The organism is Nocardioides astragali (assembly GCF_024436375.1).
GTDB lineage: Bacteria > Actinomycetota > Actinomycetes > Propionibacteriales > Nocardioidaceae > Nocardioides > Nocardioides astragali.
The window spans coordinates 73,827-91,746 of record NZ_JAFMZM010000007.1 but is presented as its reverse complement, the minus strand read 5'-3'; the positions used below and the strand labels follow the sequence as shown (position 1 = coordinate 91,746).

19 protein-coding genes are annotated in these 17,920 nt (G+C 70.3%); 12 read left to right on the top strand and 7 right to left on the bottom strand.

Annotation, left to right across the window (positions count from 1 at the left end; translation table 11 throughout):
• Nucleotides 1-10 precede the first annotated feature (10 nt).
• From J3P44_RS22245 to J3P44_RS22225, 5 genes are all read right to left on the bottom strand, one after another.
• Nucleotides 11-334 (bottom strand): putative quinol monooxygenase, encoded by a 324-nt coding sequence (locus tag J3P44_RS22245; protein ID WP_255892688.1) that lies wholly within the window; start codon nucleotides 332-334, stop codon nucleotides 11-13.
• Between the two features lie 28 nt (nucleotides 335-362).
• Nucleotides 363-1,304: a carbohydrate kinase family protein gene (locus tag J3P44_RS22240; RefSeq protein ID WP_255892687.1), complete on the bottom strand. Its 942-nt coding sequence runs from the start codon at nucleotides 1,302-1,304 to the stop codon at nucleotides 363-365.
• Nucleotides 1,305-1,370: 66 nt separating this feature from the next.
• A complete protein-coding gene (locus tag J3P44_RS22235) occupies nucleotides 1,371-2,156 on the bottom strand; it encodes an ATP-binding cassette domain-containing protein (RefSeq protein WP_255892686.1) in 786 nt (261 codons plus the stop codon).
• Nucleotides 2,153-3,208 (bottom strand): ABC transporter permease, encoded by a 1,056-nt coding sequence (locus J3P44_RS22230; RefSeq protein ID WP_255892685.1) that lies wholly within the window; start codon nucleotides 3,206-3,208, stop codon nucleotides 2,153-2,155. The genes J3P44_RS22235 and J3P44_RS22230 overlap by 4 nt, the downstream gene beginning before the upstream one ends.
• A gap of 5 nt (nucleotides 3,209-3,213) precedes the next feature.
• Nucleotides 3,214-4,311 (bottom strand): substrate-binding domain-containing protein, encoded by a 1,098-nt coding sequence (locus J3P44_RS22225; protein WP_255892684.1) that lies wholly within the window; start codon nucleotides 4,309-4,311, stop codon nucleotides 3,214-3,216.
• A gap of 288 nt (nucleotides 4,312-4,599) precedes the next feature.
• Here J3P44_RS22225 and J3P44_RS22220 point away from each other — a divergent pair, with 288 nt between their 5' ends.
• The 5 genes from J3P44_RS22220 (at nucleotide 4,600) to J3P44_RS22200 (ending at nucleotide 10,789) form a co-directional block, all read left to right on the top strand.
• Nucleotides 4,600-5,598 carry a LacI family DNA-binding transcriptional regulator gene (locus J3P44_RS22220; RefSeq protein ID WP_255892683.1) on the top strand — a complete coding sequence of 333 codons (999 nt, stop codon included), beginning with the start codon at nucleotides 4,600-4,602 and terminating at the stop codon, nucleotides 5,596-5,598.
• A gap of 89 nt (nucleotides 5,599-5,687) precedes the next feature.
• Nucleotides 5,688-7,346, top strand: a complete 1,659-nt coding sequence (locus J3P44_RS22215) for an NAD(P)/FAD-dependent oxidoreductase (RefSeq protein WP_255892682.1) — start codon at nucleotides 5,688-5,690, stop codon at nucleotides 7,344-7,346.
• Nucleotides 7,343-8,743 carry a sensor histidine kinase gene (locus J3P44_RS22210; RefSeq protein ID WP_255892681.1) on the top strand — a complete coding sequence of 467 codons (1,401 nt, stop codon included), beginning with the start codon at nucleotides 7,343-7,345 and terminating at the stop codon, nucleotides 8,741-8,743. The genes J3P44_RS22215 and J3P44_RS22210 overlap by 4 nt, the downstream gene beginning before the upstream one ends.
• Nucleotides 8,744-8,893: 150 nt before the next feature.
• Nucleotides 8,894-9,340: a CHRD domain-containing protein gene (locus J3P44_RS22205; RefSeq protein ID WP_255892680.1), complete on the top strand. Its 447-nt coding sequence runs from the start codon at nucleotides 8,894-8,896 to the stop codon at nucleotides 9,338-9,340.
• An 18-nt stretch (nucleotides 9,341-9,358) separates the two neighbouring features.
• The gene (locus J3P44_RS22200) at nucleotides 9,359-10,789 is read left to right on the top strand and encodes an FAD-binding oxidoreductase (protein WP_255892679.1); all 1,431 of its coding nucleotides are present in this window, start codon (nucleotides 9,359-9,361) and stop codon (nucleotides 10,787-10,789) included.
• 27 nt (nucleotides 10,790-10,816) lie between these two features.
• Here J3P44_RS22200 and J3P44_RS22195 read toward each other — a convergent pair whose 3' ends face one another.
• Entirely contained in the window at nucleotides 10,817-11,527 is a 711-nt protein-coding gene (locus J3P44_RS22195) for a DinB family protein (RefSeq protein WP_255892678.1), read from the bottom strand.
• 46 nt (nucleotides 11,528-11,573) lie between these two features.
• Nucleotides 11,574-11,864 (bottom strand): cupin domain-containing protein, encoded by a 291-nt coding sequence (locus J3P44_RS22190; RefSeq protein ID WP_255892677.1) that lies wholly within the window; start codon nucleotides 11,862-11,864, stop codon nucleotides 11,574-11,576.
• Between the two features lie 189 nt (nucleotides 11,865-12,053).
• Between J3P44_RS22190 and J3P44_RS22185 the strand changes: the two genes are divergently transcribed.
• From J3P44_RS22185 to J3P44_RS22155, 7 genes are all read left to right on the top strand, one after another.
• Nucleotides 12,054-12,584, top strand: a complete 531-nt coding sequence (locus J3P44_RS22185) for a GNAT family N-acetyltransferase (protein WP_255892676.1) — start codon at nucleotides 12,054-12,056, stop codon at nucleotides 12,582-12,584.
• A gap of 100 nt (nucleotides 12,585-12,684) precedes the next feature.
• The gene (locus J3P44_RS22180) at nucleotides 12,685-14,775 is read left to right on the top strand and encodes an elongation factor G-like protein EF-G2 (protein ID WP_255892675.1); all 2,091 of its coding nucleotides are present in this window, start codon (nucleotides 12,685-12,687) and stop codon (nucleotides 14,773-14,775) included.
• A gap of 156 nt (nucleotides 14,776-14,931) precedes the next feature.
• Nucleotides 14,932-15,255, top strand: coding sequence for a WXG100 family type VII secretion target (locus J3P44_RS22175; protein WP_255892674.1), 324 nt, complete (start codon nucleotides 14,932-14,934; stop codon nucleotides 15,253-15,255).
• A gap of 3 nt (nucleotides 15,256-15,258) precedes the next feature.
• Entirely contained in the window at nucleotides 15,259-15,561 is a 303-nt protein-coding gene (locus J3P44_RS22170) for a WXG100 family type VII secretion target (protein ID WP_255892673.1), read from the top strand.
• Nucleotides 15,558-16,913 carry an HNH/ENDO VII family nuclease gene (locus tag J3P44_RS25660; RefSeq protein ID WP_255892672.1) on the top strand — a complete coding sequence of 452 codons (1,356 nt, stop codon included), beginning with the start codon at nucleotides 15,558-15,560 and terminating at the stop codon, nucleotides 16,911-16,913. Before J3P44_RS22170 ends, J3P44_RS25660 begins: the two co-directional genes overlap by 4 nt.
• A gap of 51 nt (nucleotides 16,914-16,964) precedes the next feature.
• On the top strand, nucleotides 16,965-17,537 hold the full coding sequence (locus J3P44_RS22160) for an ankyrin repeat domain-containing protein (RefSeq protein WP_255892671.1): 573 nt from the start codon (nucleotides 16,965-16,967) through the stop codon (nucleotides 17,535-17,537).
• Nucleotides 17,538-17,568: 31 nt separating this feature from the next.
• Nucleotides 17,569-17,919, top strand: coding sequence for a DUF2185 domain-containing protein (locus J3P44_RS22155; RefSeq protein ID WP_255892670.1), 351 nt, complete (start codon nucleotides 17,569-17,571; stop codon nucleotides 17,917-17,919).
• The last annotated feature ends 1 nt before the right edge of the window (nucleotide 17,920 follow it).

The following is a 17,920-nucleotide window of genomic DNA, read 5'->3' as shown; positions in this document are numbered from 1 at the left end:
GCTTCCTTCGTCAGGTGAGAGGGGAGTGAGCGGGCGACACGGTCGCTCGCAGGAACGACAGCTGTGAGCCGTCCTCGACGATGAGGTCGCCGAGCGCGGCGTTGAAGACGGCGCCGTACGGCGCGGCGATGTGGGCCTCGAACGCCGACTGGTCGGCGTACCGCTCGAAGACGAAGAACCGGCACGGGTCCTCGGCGCGCTGGTAGACGGTGAACTCCAGGTTGCCCGGCTCCCGGTGGACGTCGTCGGCGAGGCCGGTGATGAGGCGCTCGACCTCGGCTCGCTGCTCGGGTCTGGCCGTGAACTCGGCGTAGAGGACGACGGGGTCGGACACAGGTGCTCCTTCGGTCATCAGAGGGCGATCAGGCGGTGGTCGGGGCGACGGGAGGCGTGAGGGACGCGGGGTCTGCCCACGGCGGGTTGGCACCCTGGGTGGCGACGGTGGCGGCGGCGACCCGGCTGGCGCGCGCCCCGAGGTCGCGCAGGGTCGCGTCGTCGAGCCGGTCGAGGAGGCGGCGGGGCTCGGCGTCCGCGAACAGCCCGTGGATCAGGGCGCCCATCCAGGCATCTCCGGCACCGACCGTGTCGACGACCGTCGTCGGCGGCGCGGGCACGTCGACCCGCGTGGTGGGGGTGACGAGCGAGGACCCGGCAGGCCCCCGGGTGAGGGCGACGAGGCGAGGGCCTCGCTGCAGGAGGAGGGCGACGACGTCGTCGTGGGCTGTGTCCGGGTAGAGCCACGAGGCGTCCTCGTCGCTCAGCTTGAGCACGTCGACCGACGGCAGGGTCGCCTCGAGGTGGCGTACGGCTGCGTCGCGGTCGCCCACGAGAGCCGGCCGGACGTTGGGGTCCAGCGTGGTGACCACGCCGGAGTCGTGGGCCGTCCGCAGGAGCTCACCCACGGCGGCTGCCCCCGGCTGGGAGAAGAACGCGATGGAGCCGGTGTGGACGATGCCGACGTCGCTGAGGTCCGGCTGGTCCACGGCCGGCCAGGAGATGTCGAACTCGTACGTCGCGGCACCGTCCGTCCCGACCCGGGCGACGGCGCTGGACGTACGCGGAAGCACCGGACCCGGGCGGATGTCGACACGCGAGCTGGCGAGGTGGTCGCGCAGGGCCGCCCCGCGGTCGTCGTCGCCGATGGCGGTGAGGATCGACACGGGTGTGCCCAGCCGGCCCAGTGTCACGGCGACGTTGAGCGGGGAGCCCCCGGGTGCGTCGACGGGAGGCGCGGCGGGAGTGGCGAGCACGTCGACGAGGCTCTCCCCGACGACGAGGACATGGCGCGGCTGGGTCTTCAGCATGGGTGCTCCAGGCAGGTTGGGTCGCCCCGCGGGCGCCGTCGGCACCCGCGAGGCGGACTGTGGTGGTCAGGCGTCGAGCGAGAGGGCGCCGGTCATGATGGCGACGCCGTCCGTCATGGAGTGGCTCTCGGGACTGATGACGCCCGCGCACCTGCCGAGCCGCTGCACGTGGATCCGGTCGGCGACCTGCCACACGTGCGGCATGTTGTGGCTGATCAGGATCACGCCGAGCCCGCGTTCGCGCAGCGACTCCACGAGACGCAGCACCTGGGCCGACTCCTTGACGCCGAGGGCGGCGGTGGGCTCGTCGAGGACGACGACCTTGCCACCGAACGCCGCGGCTCGCGCCACGGCGACGGCCTGACGCTGTCCCCCGGAGAGGGACTCCACGGCGACCGCCATGTTCTGCACGGTCGAGATGCCCAGGTCGCTCACCGACTTCTGGGCTCGCTCGCGCATCCCCTTCTTGTCGAGCATGCGGAGCACGCTCCCCAAGGGACCGGGGCGACGTTCCTCGCGGGCGAGGTAGAGGTTGGAGGCGATGTCGAGCGCCGGCGCGACCGCGAGGGTCTGGTAGACGGTCTCGATGCCGGCCTCCCGGGCGTCCTGGGGTCGCTTGAAGCTGACCGGGTGCCCGTCCATCCTGATCTCGCCCGCGTCGGGCACCAGGGCGCCCGTGAGGGTCTTGATGAGGGTGGACTTGCCGGCACCGTTGTCCCCGATGACGGCGAGCACCTCTCCTCGCTGAAGGTCGAGGTCGACCCCGTCGAGGCCGATGACCCGGCCGAAGGTCTTGACCAGCCCGCGGGCCGACAGGACCGCGGTGTCATCGTGCTCGCTGCTCTCGCTCATGCGCGTACCTTCCTGATCCACTGGTCGACGCTCACGGCGGCGACGACGAGGATGCCGACCGCGAGGAGGCGGTACTGGTCGTCGACCCCGGCCAGGGAGAGGCCGAGCGCGAACGCCTGGACGATGAGCGCACCCAGCAGGGTGCCGACGACGCCGCCGCGGCCGCCGAACAGGCTGGTGCCGCCGATGACCACGGCGGTGATGCTCTCGAGGTTGGCGTCGCCGATGGCGTTGGGTGAGGCTGCGCCGGCTCGTCCGATGAGGATCCAGGCCGCGATGCCGTAGACCACGCCGGCGACGACGTAGACGCTGAACAGGACGCGGGTGGTCCGGATGCCGGCCAGTCGGGCCGCCTCCGGGTCGTCGCCGACGGCGTACACGTGCCTGCCCCAGGCGGTCTGGCTGAGGGCGAATCCCACGACCAGGTAGAGCAGGACGCACAGCAGCACCCCGTTGGTGACCCGGAAGTCGCCGATGGCGTGGGTGTCGCCGGTCCAGCTCAGCAGGTCCGGCATCGCGATCTGCTGGATGCTCTGCCCGCCGGTGTAGATGAGCGTGATGGCGGTGAAGACGCTGAGGGTGCCCAGGGTGACGATGAAGGGCGGCAGCTTCAACCGGGTGACCAGTGCGCCGTTCAGCGCCCCAGCCACGATGGCCACCACGAGGCCGAGCAGCAGCGCAGCCCCGCCAGGCAGTCCGTGCTCACTGCCGTAGGAGGCCATCACCATCATGGCGAGGATCGCCGCGGCGCCGACCGAGAGGTCGATGCCGGCCGTCAGGATGATCAGCGTCTGGCCGACTGCGAGGGCAGCGACGACCGCGGTCTGCTGCACCATCAGCGAGACGGTCCCCGGCTCGGAGAACCGGGGGTTGAGCATGGTGAAGACCACGCACGTGATGACCAGGATGATCGCGGGGCTGACCGCCGGGTGGGCGTGCAGCAGGTGCTGTACGCGCTGCAGCGGTCGGCGGCGCCGCTCGGCCAGCTCGGTCGCCGCCCGCCCGGCGGGAGCCCCGTTCGTCGCGGGGCTCCCTTCGGTGGTGACTGTCATGTCGCTCAGCCCCAGCAGATCTCGGATGCTGCCGCCGAGTCGATGCTCTCGACGCCTTCGGCAGGCGTGTCGGTCACGAGCTTCACACCCGTGTCGTAGAAGTCCAGGCCCTCGGTGGTCTCGGGAGCCTCACCGCCGTCGGCGATGCTGGCGATGGCCTCGACACCCTTCTGCGCCATGTCGAGGGGGTACTGCTGGGACGTCGCGTCGATGACGCCCTCGGTGACCGCGTCCACGCCCTGGCAGCCGCCGTCGACCGAGACGATCAGGACGTCGTCGGTCGAGAGGCCGGCCGCCTCCAGGGCAGCGGCCGCACCGTAGGCCGCCGGCTCGTTGATCGTGTAGACCACGTTGATGCCGTCGGTCTTGCTGAGGCAGGTCTCCATGGCGGTGCGCCCGCCGTCCTCGGCGCCGTCAGTGGGCTCGTTGCACACGATCTCGTAGTCGCCGCCGGAGTAGCTGCCGGTGGCTTCCTCGTCGCCGTTCTTCTCAGCGTCCGCGGTGTCGATGCCCATGCCGGTCAGGAAGCCCTGGTCGCGGTTGTAGTCGACCGAGACGACCTTGTCGTTGAACAGGTCGAGCAGCGCGATGGTGGCCTTCTCGCCGCCGAGCTGGGCGGCGGTCCACTCACCGATGAGCTCGCCGGCCTTGAAGTTGTCGGTCGCGAAGGTGATGTCGACGGTCTCGGCGGGATCGGGCGGGGTGTCGAGCGCGATGACGTAGAGCCCGGCGTCGCGGGCCTTCTCGATGGCCGGGTTCACACCGGGGCCGTTGGGCGTGATGAGGATGCCGTCCTGGCCCTGGGCCACGGCGTTCTCGATCGCCTGGATCTGCCCCTCCTCGTCGCCGTCCTCCTCGCCGGCGGCGACGGTCAGGTCGACGTCGTTCTCCTCGGCGGCCTTCTTCGCGCCCTCCTGCATGGAGACGAAGAAGGGGTTGATGGAGTCCTTGGTGATGAGGGTGACAGCCGTGCCACCGCCGCCTTCGGAGCCACCGTCGTCGCCGGCGCTGTCGCCACCGCATGCGGTGAGCGTGGTGGCGAGGAGGCAGACCGCGGCGGCGGCGAGCGCGCCGCGAGGGGCGCGAGGAATGAGGTGCAACATGAGGGTCCTTCCAGGGTGGCGCTGGGGCCTCGGCGCGGCCCGACAACGTTGTCAAAGGACAGTTCTAGGTGTGATCGCCACCACACGTCAAGCCCTAGGCAGCAAATGGGATCAACTCGGAACTTCCTCTTGACATCGTTGTCAGACGCGCGGATCATCGCGCTCGAACAGGGCCGACCCGACGACTTCTAGGCTGTGGCCTCACCGACCTGCAAGGACCTGCCTGTGACCACCGCCCCCCGCCGAGCCCCGGGTCACCGGAGCGCGCGCCGCCCCACGCTCAAAGACGTGGCAGCGATCGCCGGGGTCAGCATGAAGACCGTCTCCCGCGTGATCAACGGCGAGCCCGGAGTGGCGCCCGCCAAGGTCAAGTCGGTGGAGCAGGCGGTGCGGCAGCTGGACTACCGCCCCAACCTCACCGCCAGCAGCCTGCGGCGCCTCGACGGTCGCACTGCCGCGGTGGCCGCGCTGCTCGAGGACCTCGCCAACCCCTTCTCCGCAGAGCTCCACCGGGCGCTGGAGGACGTGGCCCACGACCACGACGTGCTCCTGTTCGCCGGCAGCCTCGATGAGAGTCCTGAGCGCGAGAAGCAGCTCATCCGGGCCTTCACCTCCAGGCGCGCGGACGCGCTCATCCTCGCCCCCGCCAGCAGCGACCAGGGCTACCTCACCTACGAGGTGCCCGAAGGCACGCCCGTCGTCTTCGTGGACCGCGCCCCGGTGGGCTACGAGGCGGATGCCGTCGTCGCCGACAACGTCGGCGGCGCACGACAGGCCGTCACCCACCTGATCAGCCACGGCCACCGGCGGATCGCGTTCCTGGGCGATCGCCCGGCCATCCCGACCGCGCGGGACCGGTTGGAGGGATATCAACAGGCACTGCGCGCACACGGGGTGCCGTTCGACCCGGACCTGGTGGTGCACGGGCTCGAGGACGCGGGCCGGGCCGAGGCCGCCCTTCCGGGACTGCTGGCGCTGCCCGCGCCGCCCACAGCCCTGTTCGCCGCGCAGAACGAGATCACCGTCGGCGCCTTCCGCCACCTGCAGGCAGCAGACCTCCAGCACCACGTGGCCATCGTCGGTTTCGACGACTTCCCCTTGGCCGACCTGCTGCGCCCCGGCGTGACGGTCGTGGCGCAGGACCCCACCGCGATCGGCAGGGCAGCGGCCGAGCTGCTCTTCGCCCGCCTCGCCGGCGACTCCGCCCCGAGCCGCACCGTGGTGATCCCGACCCGTCTGGTCGTCCGCGGGTCAGGGGAGATCCCCCCGTCGGCCGGCCCCCGCTGACCGACCTCCCCGCAAGCTGGTCTCGACCACCCCTGTCGGCACCACCGTCGCGGCAGTAGCGTCCGAGGGACCACAACGGGGAGGTGCCGATGGCGAAGCCCGCCATCATCGCGGTCGACGACGACGCCGCCGTGGTCGCGGCTGTCGTACGAGACCTGCGCGGGAGGTACGGCGAGGACTACCGCGTCCTGCGCGCCACGTCCGGCACCGAGGCGCTTGAGATCCTCGCCGACCAGGTGCTCAAGGACCGGCCCGTCGCGGCCGTCGTCAGCGACCAGCGGATGCCCGGGATGACCGGCATCGAGGTGCTGCAGGAGGTGCGGCAGCAGTCGCCGGACTCCAAGCTCCTGCTGCTGACGGCGTACGCCGACACCGACGTGGCGATCCGCGCGATCAACGACATCGCCCTCGACTACTACCTGATGAAGCCGTGGGACCCGCCCGAGGAGCGGCTCTACCCCGTGCTCGACGAGCTGCTGCGCGACTGGGCGCACGGCCACCCCGACCGTGACTCCGAGGTGCGCGTGGTCGGCCACCGCTGGTCGGAGCGGACGCACGAGGTGAAGACGTTCCTCGCCCACAACCACGTGCCCTACCGCTGGCTCGAGGTCGGCCAGGGCGACGAGAGCGAGGAGGCGACCCGCCTGCTCGACCTCGCCGGCGCCGGCGCCGACGACCTCCCGGTCGTCGCGCTGCCGGACGGCGCGGTGCTCCGCTCCCCCACCGCGATCGAGCTCGCCGACGCCCTCGGCCTGCGCACCCGCGCCGAGAAGCCGCTCTACGACCTCTGCATCGTGGGCGCGGGACCGGCCGGCCTCGCGGCGGCGGTGTACGCCGCCTCCGAGGGGCTGGCCACCGTCGTCGTCGAGCGCGACGCCCCCGGCGGCCAGGCCGGCCAGAGCGCGTCCATCGAGAACTACCTCGGCTTCCCCAAGGGCCTCTCCGGCGCCGACCTCACCCACCGCGCTGTCGCCCAGGCCTCGCGCTTCGGCGCCGAGATGGTGCTGGCGCGCGACGTCGTCGGCTTCGAGACCCGCGGACCGGTGCGCGCCGTGCTGCTCGACGGCTCGGCCGACATCGAGGCCCGTGCGGTCCTCGTCGCCAGCGGAGTGTCCTACCGCCGTCTCGACGCGCCCGGCCTAGACGGCTTCGTCGGCCGCGGCGTCTACTACGGCGCCAGCGCGAGCGAGGCGACGCAGACGGTCGGCGATGACGTGTACGTCGTGGGTGCGGCCAACTCGGCCGGTCAGGCGGCCCTCAACTTCGCGCGCTACGCCAGGAAGGTCGTGCTCGTCGTGCGCGGCGCCTCGCTGGAGGTGTCGATGTCTCAGTACCTCGTCAGCCGCATCCTCACGACACCCAACGTCGAGGTCCGGCTGCAGGCGGAGATCGTCGGCACGCGCGGCGACGCGCACCTCGAGGGCATCTCGCTCTGCGACAGGGGCGCCGGCACCGTCGACGAGATCGAGACGAGCTGGGTCTTCATCTTCATCGGCGCCGCCCCGCGCACCGACTGGCTCGGAGACGCGGTGGTGCGCGACGAGCGCGGCTTCGTGCTCACCGGCCCCGACCTCCCGGCCGACGTGTCGTGGCCGCTGGAGCGAAGCCCGTTCGCGCTGGAGACGAGCGTGCCCGGCGTCTTCGCCGCGGGCGACGTACGCCGTGACTCGATGAAGCGCGTGGCCTCGGCCGTCGGCGAGGGCGCGATGTCGGTCTACCTCGTCCACCGCTACCTGGCGGCGACATGACGCTCGTCGACGAGCTGCGGGCCGTCCCCCTCCTCGACGGCTTCACCGACGAGCAGGTGGCCGAGCTCGCTGCCGCGGGCGAGGAGGCGACGTACGACGCCGGCGTCCACCTCTTCGACGAGGGCAAGCCGGCCGACGACTGGTGGATGCTGCTGTCCGGTCGCATCGACCTGGTCCGTCGCGTGGGCCACGAGGACGTGGTCATGGCGACGATGCAGAACGCGGGCCAGTGGGCCGGCGGCTTCCGCGCGTGGGACGAGCACGGCGTCTACATGGGGTCGGCGCGGGTGATGGAGCAGAGCCGGGTCTTCCGCCTGCCGTCCGCCGGGCTGGGTCGCCTCGGCGAGACGTGGTTCCCCTTCGCCGTCCACCTGCTGCGCGGCCTGATCGGCACCGCGCGCCGGATCGAGACCAACGCCCGCCAGCGGGAGGCCCTCGTCGCCCTCGGCACCCTGGCCGCCGGACTCGCCCACGAGATCAACAACCCGGCCTCCGCCGCTGTCCGCTCGGTGGGTGCTCTGCAGCAGACGAGCGACGACGTCTTCGCGTCGCTGCAGAGGCTCGCCGGCGAGGGGATCTCGGCCGCGCAGTTCGTCGCGCTGGACGAGCTGCGGAGGTCGATCGACCCTGCGTCCGCCCCGACCGGTGTGGAGCTCGCCGAGCTCGAGGAGTCGCTGACCGACTGGCTGACCGATCACGACATCGACCGGGACTGGGTCATCGCTCCTGCCCTGGCGAGCGCGGGAGTCGCCCCGTCGTGGCTGGACGAGGCTGCTGCCTCCTTGTCGGGTGCGGCACTGCAGGCGGGACTGGAGTGGGTGGCCAGCGCGGTGACGACGACGACCCTGATCGCGGAGGCCCAGAACGCCACCCGCCGCATCTCCGACCTGGTCTCCGCGGTGAAGTCCTACTCCCAGCTCGACCGCGCCGCCGTCCAGGACGTACGCGTCGTCGACGGCCTCGAGAGCACCCTGATCATGCTCGGCCACAAGCTCCGCGACGGCATCACCGTCGTGCGCGAGTACGACGACTCCGTCCCCACCATCACCGCCAATCCCGGCGAGCTCAACCAGGTCTGGACGAACCTCATCGACAACGCCGTCGACGCCATGGACGGCTCAGGCACGCTGACCGTCCGCACGTACGCCGACGACCGCGCCGTCGTCGTCGAGATCTGCGACACCGGCCAGGGCATGACCGACGAGGTCGCCGCGCACGCATTCGAGCCGTTCTTCACGACCAAGGAGGTCGGGAAGGGGACAGGCCTGGGGCTCGACATCTCCCGGCGGATCATCGTCGAGCGGCACGGGGGCGAGATCGGCGTGGAGGCGGCGCCGGGCGATACCGTGGTGCGCGTACGCCTGCCTGTGCGGACGGCCCCCTCGCCTCAGCCGTAGGCAAGCTCATCAGCTCCTCGTACGCCATATTGGTGACGTCGCGAAGTGCCACTGCTCGCGCCGTCCCCCGCTACGTAACGTCCGCCAAGAAGTGTGGTGGCACCGCCGCTCGCCTCCTGTCCGCCACCGCACGCACGAGAGGTGGTCGTCATGCTGAAGCGCGTTCTTGCGGTCCTGGTAGTGGTTGTCGCAACGTTGGCGGGCGTCAGCTCGGCCGCCTCCGCCCAGACACAGGTCTTCACGGTCCACCTGGCTCCGTCGGGTGATCCGGACGGATCGGGCATCGCAGTCCTGCGATTCGACAGCGACGCCGACGTGGTCTGCTACACGATGGTGGTCCGCAACATCAATGCGCCCATGGAGCCCGCTTCAGGGATCGGGTCGGCACACATCCACGGCCCACTGCCCGCTCAGGGCATCTGGATCGGCCTCAACGCTGACTTCAGGACAGTAGGAGCCGACACCCACATCGCGCGCAACTGCGTCAGCACGAGCAGCGCGCGCATCGACGCCGTACTCGCGAACCCTGAGCTGTTCTACGTGAACGTGCACAACTTCCCGCACACCGGAGGCGCCGTGCAGGGCAGCCTCGGCTAGGCCATCCGTGAGAGTCCGATGACCCACCCAGGCAGCAGCGATCTCGATCTCGGCGTCCTGCGTGGTTCCCTGGTCGGCCAGGTGACCGGGGCCCTGGACGCGGGGTACGACGACGTCCGCCGGGTGTGGAACGCCGCCATCGACCGTCGGCCCGTGGCTGTGGTGGAGTGCGTCAACGCGAAGGACGTGGCAGCTGCCATGTCCTTCGCCAAGGAGCACGCCCTGCCGGTGTCAGTCCGCTCGGGTGCGCACAACATGTCCGGTGCCGCGGTCGTCGAGGGTGGCGTGGTCATCGACCTCCGCCGCCTCAACCACGTGACCGTCGACCCGGTCGCCAAGCGGGCCAAGGTCGGTGGCGGGGCACTGTTGGGAGACATCGATGCCGCGACGCAGCAGCACGGCCTCGCGGTCCCGACGGGCCTGGTCAGTCATACGGGCGTCGGTGGGCTCACGTTGGGCGGCGGCATGGGCTGGCTCACCCGCCAGATGGGGCTCACAGCCGACAACCTCGTGGGCGCCCAGGTGGTCACTGCCGCCGGCGAGGTCCTTCGAGCAACGGAGGTCGAGAACGCCGACCTGTTCTGGGCGCTGCGCGGCGGTGGAGGCAACTTCGGTGTCGTCACCGAGTTCGAGTTCGCCCTCCACGACGTGGGCCCCGACGTGCACTTCGCGATGATCTTCTGGCCGCTGGAACAGGGCGCGGCTGTGCTTCGTCTCGCACGCGACGTCACGGCGAGTCTCCCCCCGGACCTCAACATCATGTTCGGGGCCGTCAACGCACCGCCGGCGCCGTTCGTGCCGCCGGAGCACCAGCTGCAGCCTGGTTACGTCGTGCTGGTGACCGGCTTCGGCTCAGCGGAGTCGCACGCGAACGTCGTGAGCCGTATCGACGAGGCGCTGCCGCCGGCCTTCACGTTCAACAACCCGATGCCGTATGTCGCACTGCAGCAGCTCCTCGACGAAGCGAATGCCTGGGGCCACTACACCTACGACAAGGGCTGCTACCTGGAGGAGCTCAGCGACCAGGTGATCGACGTGATCACCGAGCACCTGCCCCGCAAGAGCTCAGCGAGCTCCGTCGTGCTGTTCTACCTGCTCGACGAGGCCTACTCAGCCGTCGGCGAGAACGACACCGCCTTCAGTGGCGGCCGTTCGCCGCGATACGCCGCGTTCATCATCGGCATCTGCGTCGACCCAGGAGACCTCGAGGCGGAGAGGACCTGGGTGCGTGGCTTCTGGCAGGCGCTGGGTCCCTGCACGATCGGAACCGGCAGCTACGTCAACGCCATGACCGAGTTCGAGGACGACCGCGTGCGGGCCTCCTACGGGCCGGAGAAGTACGCCCGACTGGCCAGGATCAAGGCCAGGTACGACCCGGACAACGTCTTCAGGCTCGGCGCGAACATCCTGCCCGCAGCAGACTCTGGGGAGCTGTCGAGGACCTCGTAGTCCGGCGGATCGGAGTCGTCCTCCTCGTCATGCCTCCAGCAGATCGAGGTCGCGCACGCAGAACCCGTGATGCGCCCACTCCTCGTCGAGGACGACGTGCAGACACTCCAGCACCGTCTTCCCCGCCGCGTAGGGCGGCCAGCCCGGTCCGGCAGGCACCGGCGCGAGCGTCGACAGCTCGTCGGGCGTCACGCCCGCCAGCCAGCGCTCCAGCTCGGCGGCCTGCTCGTCGCGCACTGCCAAGACCTGGTCGAGGTCAGGTGCCGCCGCTGGATCCAGGCCTTGCTCCTCCTGGTCAGGCACGAAGTCCGTCGCCAGCCCGATGGCGGTGAACGGCTGAGGTGATCCCAGGCAGCAGCGACGGAACCACGAGTCGTGCACGAAGACGAGGTGGCGCAGGGTCTCCACCGCCGACCACTCGCCGCCGACGCGCTGGTGCTCCGACCCCTGGGGCATGCCGCGCAGGCGCGCGACCGTTGCCGCCCAGCCGACCCGCAGGTGCTGCTCGGCCTTGCGTAGGTCAGCCGGGTCGGCCGATCGCATCAGCAGCCGCACCGGGTGCCGCCGGTCCAGCTCGGCCTCGACGTACGACATCACTTCGACCCCGTTGACCACAAGGTTGGTGACCAGCCCGTCGATGACGGCGTCCTGCATCACCACCCCGATCAGACGGGCGCGTGTCAGGTCGCACTCCCGGAACTCGGCGTCCGTCAGGTCTTCATCCACGAATCTCGCCATGACGGACAGTCTGCATCGGCGTACCGACACGCGTCCGCGGAGCGAGCTACTGCGGCTTGGCGTAGGCGGCGACGCCCGTGTCATAGAGCACGCACGCCTCGTCTCCGACGACCCAGGCGTCGTGTCCCGGCTCGATGAGGACGACGTCGCCCGGGCCGACCGTCCCCTCCGTGCCGTCGTCCATGCGCACCGTCATGCTGCCCGAGACACAGATCCCGGTGTGCCGGGTCTGGCACGAATCCGTCCCGGCGATCGGCTTGACGTCCTCCGACCAGCGCCAGCCCGGCTCGAACGTCCCCTTCCCCAGGGTGAAGTCGCCGAGAGTGACGACATCCATCTGCCCGTGGGCCCGGAAAGGCCTTGTCTCGTGCGGTGTATCGATGCTCTGGCTGTCCAGCGACGGCATAGCTTCCTCCAGTTGAGTACGGCCGCCCCGAGCACAACCTCCGGCGCCTCCAATGTAGGCCTGCGCAGGCCCGCATGGGGCCGCTCGGGCCCGAGAACTTCCCGCGCGGACACTGTTGTCATGGAGCTCACGCACCGCGTCGCGACACCGGAGGACCTGGGGATGCTCGAAGCACTCATGGATGCTGCGATCAGTGAGCTGCAGCAGGGGTTCCTCTCGCCGGAGGAGATCGAGTCCAGCCGCGCGATCATGGGCATCGACACGCAGCTGATCGCGGACAGGACCTACTACGTCGTGCTCGCCGGACGCGCGGTCGCCGGATGCGGCGGCTGGAGCCGCCGAGCCACGATGTACGGCGGTGACCACACCCCGGGTCGCGACCCCGAGCTCCTCGATCCCGCCGTCGACGCGGCGAGAGTGCGTGCCATGTACACCCACCCGGCGTACGCGCGTCGCGGCGTCGGCCGGCTGATCCTGTCTCTGTGTGAGCAGGCCGCCAAGAAGGAGGGGTTCACGCGCCTCGAGCTGATGGGGACGCTGTCCGGCGAACCGCTCTACACGGCGTACGGCTTCGCGCCGGTCGAGCGACTCACCGATGACCGGGGAGGCGTCGCGGTTCCGTTGGTCAAGATGGCCAAACGGATCGACTAGCCACCCGATCAGGCGTTCACCCTTGCCGCGCGGGATCGATCGGGTGAACAGTGAAAGTGACACCTTTCGCACCGTCGGACCAGCGGGCAGGAGCCGTCACGTGAGCAGAGAGAATGGCGGCGCTGCGAGCCAGGCCGGCCCCCCGGTCGCGACCCGGCCGGAGGCGATCCGCAACGTCCTGGTCGTGGGTGCGGCGGGCGCGGGGAAGACCACCCTCGTCGAGCGCCTGCTCGTCGAGGCCGGCGTGCTCAACAGGGCCGGGAGCGTCGAGGACGGCACCACGGTGTGCGACTTCGAGGAGATCGAGCATCGTCAGCGTCGCTCCGTCGCCCTCGCGCTCGCACCGCTCATGCACGAGGGCGTGAAGGTGAACCTGCTGGACGCGCCCGGGTACGTCGACTTCGTGGGCGAGGTGCGAGCGGGCCTGCGGGCTGCGGACTGTGCTCTCTTCGTCATCGCCGCGAACGAGCAGGTCGACGAGCCGACGCGGGCGCTCTGGCGCGAGTGCGCCGACGTGGCGATGCCACGCGTGGTCGTCGTCACGAAGCTCGACCACGCCCGCGCCGACGTCGACGGCGTGGTGGCCCAGGCACGGAGCGTCTTCGGCGACCGGGTCCTGCCGGTCCACCTGCACGACGGCGGACGTGTCGTCGGCCTGATCACCGGTGACCACGGGCACGAGGCCCAGCGAGCGGCGCTCATCGAGGCGATCATCGAGGAGTCCGAGGACGAGACCTTGATGGAGCGCTACCTGGGTGGCGAGTCCATCGACCCCGAGCTCCTCGTCCGCGACCTGGAGCTCGCGGTCGTCCGGGGATCGTTGCACCCCGTCGTCCCCGTCGACGCGACCAGCGGCGTGGGGGCCAGGGAGCTGCTCGACCTCATGGTCTCCGCCTTTCCCTCACCGCTCGAGCATCCGACGCCGACGGTCTACACGCCCGAAGGCGGTCCGGGCCCCACGATCGAGTGCGACCCGTCCGGTCCGTTGCTCGCGGAGGTGGTCAAGACGACCACCGACCCCTATCTGGGGAGGGTCAGCCTCGTCCGGGTCTTCTCGGGGACCGTACGTCCGGACGCATCGGTGCACGTGTCCGGGCACCGCTCGGCGTGGGCCGACGGAGGCGACCCGGCGTCGAGTCACCCGGACCACGACGAGGTGGAGCGGATCGGGTCGCTCTCGGTGCCGCTGGGCAAGTCCCAGGTCACGGCCCAGGTCGTGACTGCGGGCGACCTCTGCGCCATCGGACGGCTCAGGCGAGCCGAGACCAGCGACACCCTGGCCTCCGTCGACACGCCTCTGGTGCTGGAGCCCTGGCGGATGCCCGAGCCCCAGCTGCCGGTGGCGATCCAGGCGCGGGCGAAGAGCGACGAGGACAAGCTCGCGCCGGGACTCCAGCGGCTCGCTGCCGAGGACCCCACACTGCGTGTCGAGCACAACGAGGAGACCCACCAGATCGTGCTGTGGACGATGGGCGAGGCCCACGCAGACGTCTTGCTCGAGCGGCTCGCGAACCGGTACGGCGTGGCGGTCGAGGAGGTCGAGCTCCGGGTGCCTCTGCGAGAGACCTTTGCGGGGCCTGCCACCGGCCACGGCCGGCACGTCAAGCAGAGTGGCGGCCACGGCCAGTACGCCGTGTGCAGCATCGAGGTCGAACCGCTGCCGCGCGGCGGCGGGTTCGAGTTCGTCGACCGCGTCGTCGGCGGTGCCGTGCCGCGGCAGTTCATCCCCTCGGTCGAGAAGGGTGTCCGGTCGCAGATGAGTCACGGGGTCGAGACCGGCTACCCGATGGTCGACCTGCGGGTGATCCTGACCGACGGCAAGGCCCACAGCGTCGACTCCTCCGACATGGCTTTCCAGACAGCCGGCGGGCTGGCGCTGCGCGACGCTGCGACGCGCGGCGGGACCTGCCTCCTGGAGCCGGTCGACGAGGTGGAGGTGGCCGTTGCCGACGGCCTGGTCGGCACGGTCATGGGCGACCTCTCCGCGCGACGGGGGAAGGTCCTGGGCAGCGAGGCCGGCGAGCCAGGAACGGTGGTGGTCAGGGCGGAGGTCCCTCAGCTCGAGCTGCGCCGCTACTCCGCCGAGCTGCGCTCCCTGTCGCACGGCTCAGCGTCCTTCACGCGCAGGTTCGCTCGCTACGAGCGAGTCCCGGACCAGGTCTCCTCGAAGCTGGAGTCCCCCTCCGACTAGACCGCGCCCCAGATCCCCTGGCGGGCGCACGTCCGTGCCGGCGTGAACGCGTGCGGAGGTCGTTCGGCCGTCCTGGAAATCTCGCAAAGGAAGGATTCACGCCGGCTGCCCCTGGGTAGGAACGGCCCAGCAAGCGACACGGGCAAGGGGGTCACGGTGGACCAGATACAGGTGATGCACGCCGCCTTCGCGAAGGCCAAGGACGACGTGCATGACGCCGCGGAGCGCCTGCGCACCGACCGCAGCTCGATCGACGCGCGGGTCCGCGGCTTCCTCAACGCCGGCTGGTCCGGCGAGGCGGCCGAGTCGTTCTCCGAGGCGTGGGAGGAGTGGAAGGACTCGGCCGGTGAGGTGCTGACCGGCCTGACCGCGATGAGGGAGCTCCTCGACGAGACCCACCGCGACTTCATCGCCTCCGACGACGCCTCCCAGCAGCGCCTGGACGCCCTCTCAGCGCGCCTCATCGAAAGGCTGGGCTGAGCCATGGCCGGAAGAGTCTTCACGATCGACACCGACGACCTGGACGCCGTCATCTCCGACGTGCAGGCCACCGAGAACGCCCTCGAGTCGCTGACCAACGACCTCGAGAAGCAGATCGCCGCCCTGCAGTCCGTGTGGGAGGGCCTGGCCGCCGACGCGCAGGCCGAGGCCCACAAGACGTGGGAAGAAGGCATGCGGGGCATGCGGGCCGCGCTCGCTGAGCTCCGGGCATCGGCGCGGTCGGCGCACACCAACTACACCGCCGCCGCCGACGCGAACGTGACGATGTGGGAGTCGCTGTCGTGAGGCTCGAGGTCGACTCCGGCGGCTACACCAGCGCAGCATCCTCCCTCGAGTCCGCGAACAGCATCGCCGCGAGCGCGTACACGACCCTGACCGGGAAGCTGGGCGGCTTCGGCGGCATGGGCGGCGACGACAAGTCCTCCGAGGACTTCGTCGCCAACTACGACTCCGGCGCCGCAGCCGTCGTGACTGCGATGTCGGACCTCGTCACCGCGTTCGGCACCCTCGCCATCCTGGCTGACGCGTCGGGGGCCAACCACGCCGACGCCGACGCAGGCTCGGTCCACGGCAGACGCGCCAACGGCGGAGGTGCCGGGCACGACGCCGTCGACCCGGTGTCGGTCTCGGACTACACCCCGCCCAGCGCCCTGGGCTCCGACGGCGAGGACACCCCGGAGTTCTGGGACATCATGCTCGACTACCTCGAGGGGTGGGCGTGGCCCAGCGCGGACACCAGTCGCCTCAACGACGCCGCCTCGGCGTGGGACGCCGCCGCGTCGAGCCTGGAGCGGCTCAGCTCCTACTGCGAGGTCGCCACCACACAGCTGGGCCTCCAGCGCTCGCCCGAGATCCCGGCGGCCCGCAAGTCCGTCGGCGAGGTGAAGCAGGCCGCGGCCGACATCGCGTCCGGCTGCCGCGAGCTCGCGACGTCGTGCCGCGACTACGCCAACCAGGTGGAGTCCACCAAGGAGACCGTCAAGGGCCTGATGAAGGACCTGGCCATCGAGGTCGGCATCACCATCGCTGCGGCCGGTGTGGCCAGCTTCTTCACGGCCGGGCTGGCCGCCGGTGGCGGCGCCGCCATCGTGGCGGCCCGCGCCGTCAACTACGCCCGCCGCATCATCACCGCACTGCAGGCCATCCGTGCCGTCCGAGCCGTGTTCACGCTCGTCCGCACGGTCGAGAAGCTCACGGACGTCACCCGCATCCTGCGCAAGTTCCGTTCCGCGCGGGCGATGCGCCGGCGTCCGACCGGCAAGCTGCCCGAGAAGGGCAAGCCCAACTCCTACGGCTACGACAAGTTTGGTGACCGGCTGCCGTACGCCAACTCCCGTCCGTCCTACGGGAGGGGGCAGGTCGACGAGGTGTGGGAGAACGCGAAGGACGCCAACGGCGATGTGTGGGTCCTCGACAAGGACGGCAACAGGGTCAAGATCGAGTGGCAGCCTGGTCAGCCACAGAGGGACGTGTGGGACATGGGGCACCTGCCCGAACAGGAGTACCGCAAGCTTCGCGATGAGTACCTGTCGGGCAAGATCTCCAAGGAGGAGTTCTTGCGCCGGTACCGCGACCCTGACAACTACGAGGTCGCGCATCCAGGGCGAAACCGCTCACACGTAGACGAAGCGCCCTAGCCGGCGCACACGACCGATACCGCCAGAACTGAGAGGTAGGCCGAGCACGACATGGGTCTGTTCAACCGGAGCAAGCCTCGCAACACCAACGCGCTCTACGCGGCGTTGACGCACGGCACCCTTGCCGAGCTCGAGAAGGTGTACGAGCCAGCGTGGGTGAACTACGAGTTCGAGTCCGGCACTCCGCTCACCCTGGCCTTGACGAACAAGGACACGACGCAGCGGGTCGCGATCGCGAACCGGCTCCTCGACGACGGCGCAGACGTGCGCGACGGACGACCACTGCACGTCCTGCTCGGCCGCAACCAGCACGACTTCACAGCTGAAGCACCGCTGCTCGAACGCATGCTGGACGCCGGCGCGGACGTCAACGAGGTGACCGCCAAGTTCGGCACCCCGCTGGAGACCATCGCTGCGAAGTTCAAGTTCAGCGACGTCGACCTCACCCCGTTCTACGACGTTCTCCTCGCACGTCCCGACCTCGACCTGCTGCAGCAGAGCATGGACGGGCGCACAGTGCTGGGAAACTTGCGGAAGTGGGCGGGCGGGCGCGGCGAGCTCGTCATCCGTGCCGAGCAGATCCTCACCGACCGCGGCATCCCCGTCCCGCCCCCGGAGCAGTAGCCGCAACGCCACGACCAGCACAAGGAATCGCATGCCGATCGAGTTCATCCCCAACGCCGGCGCCTGCCTGGCGTCCAAGAACGTGCTCTCCGGCGCCGGGCGCATCAAGTGGATGGTCCGCGAGGAGTCCCGAGCCGCCGCCGACAACGGGTGGCGCATCTTCTCCGAGATCGACACCACCGAGTACCTCCACGACGCCAGCAACCTCGCCATCACCGACTTCAACACCGTCTGCGAGATCGAGCCCGCACTCATCGGCATCTGGGACCTCCCCGTCGGCTCGGACCTCCAGGTCGTCGACGAGGGTCGGGGCATCGAGATCGTCCACACCGCGACGGGCCGCCCCGTCCCCGCCGACGAGCTCTACGTCCCCGGGGGCTGAC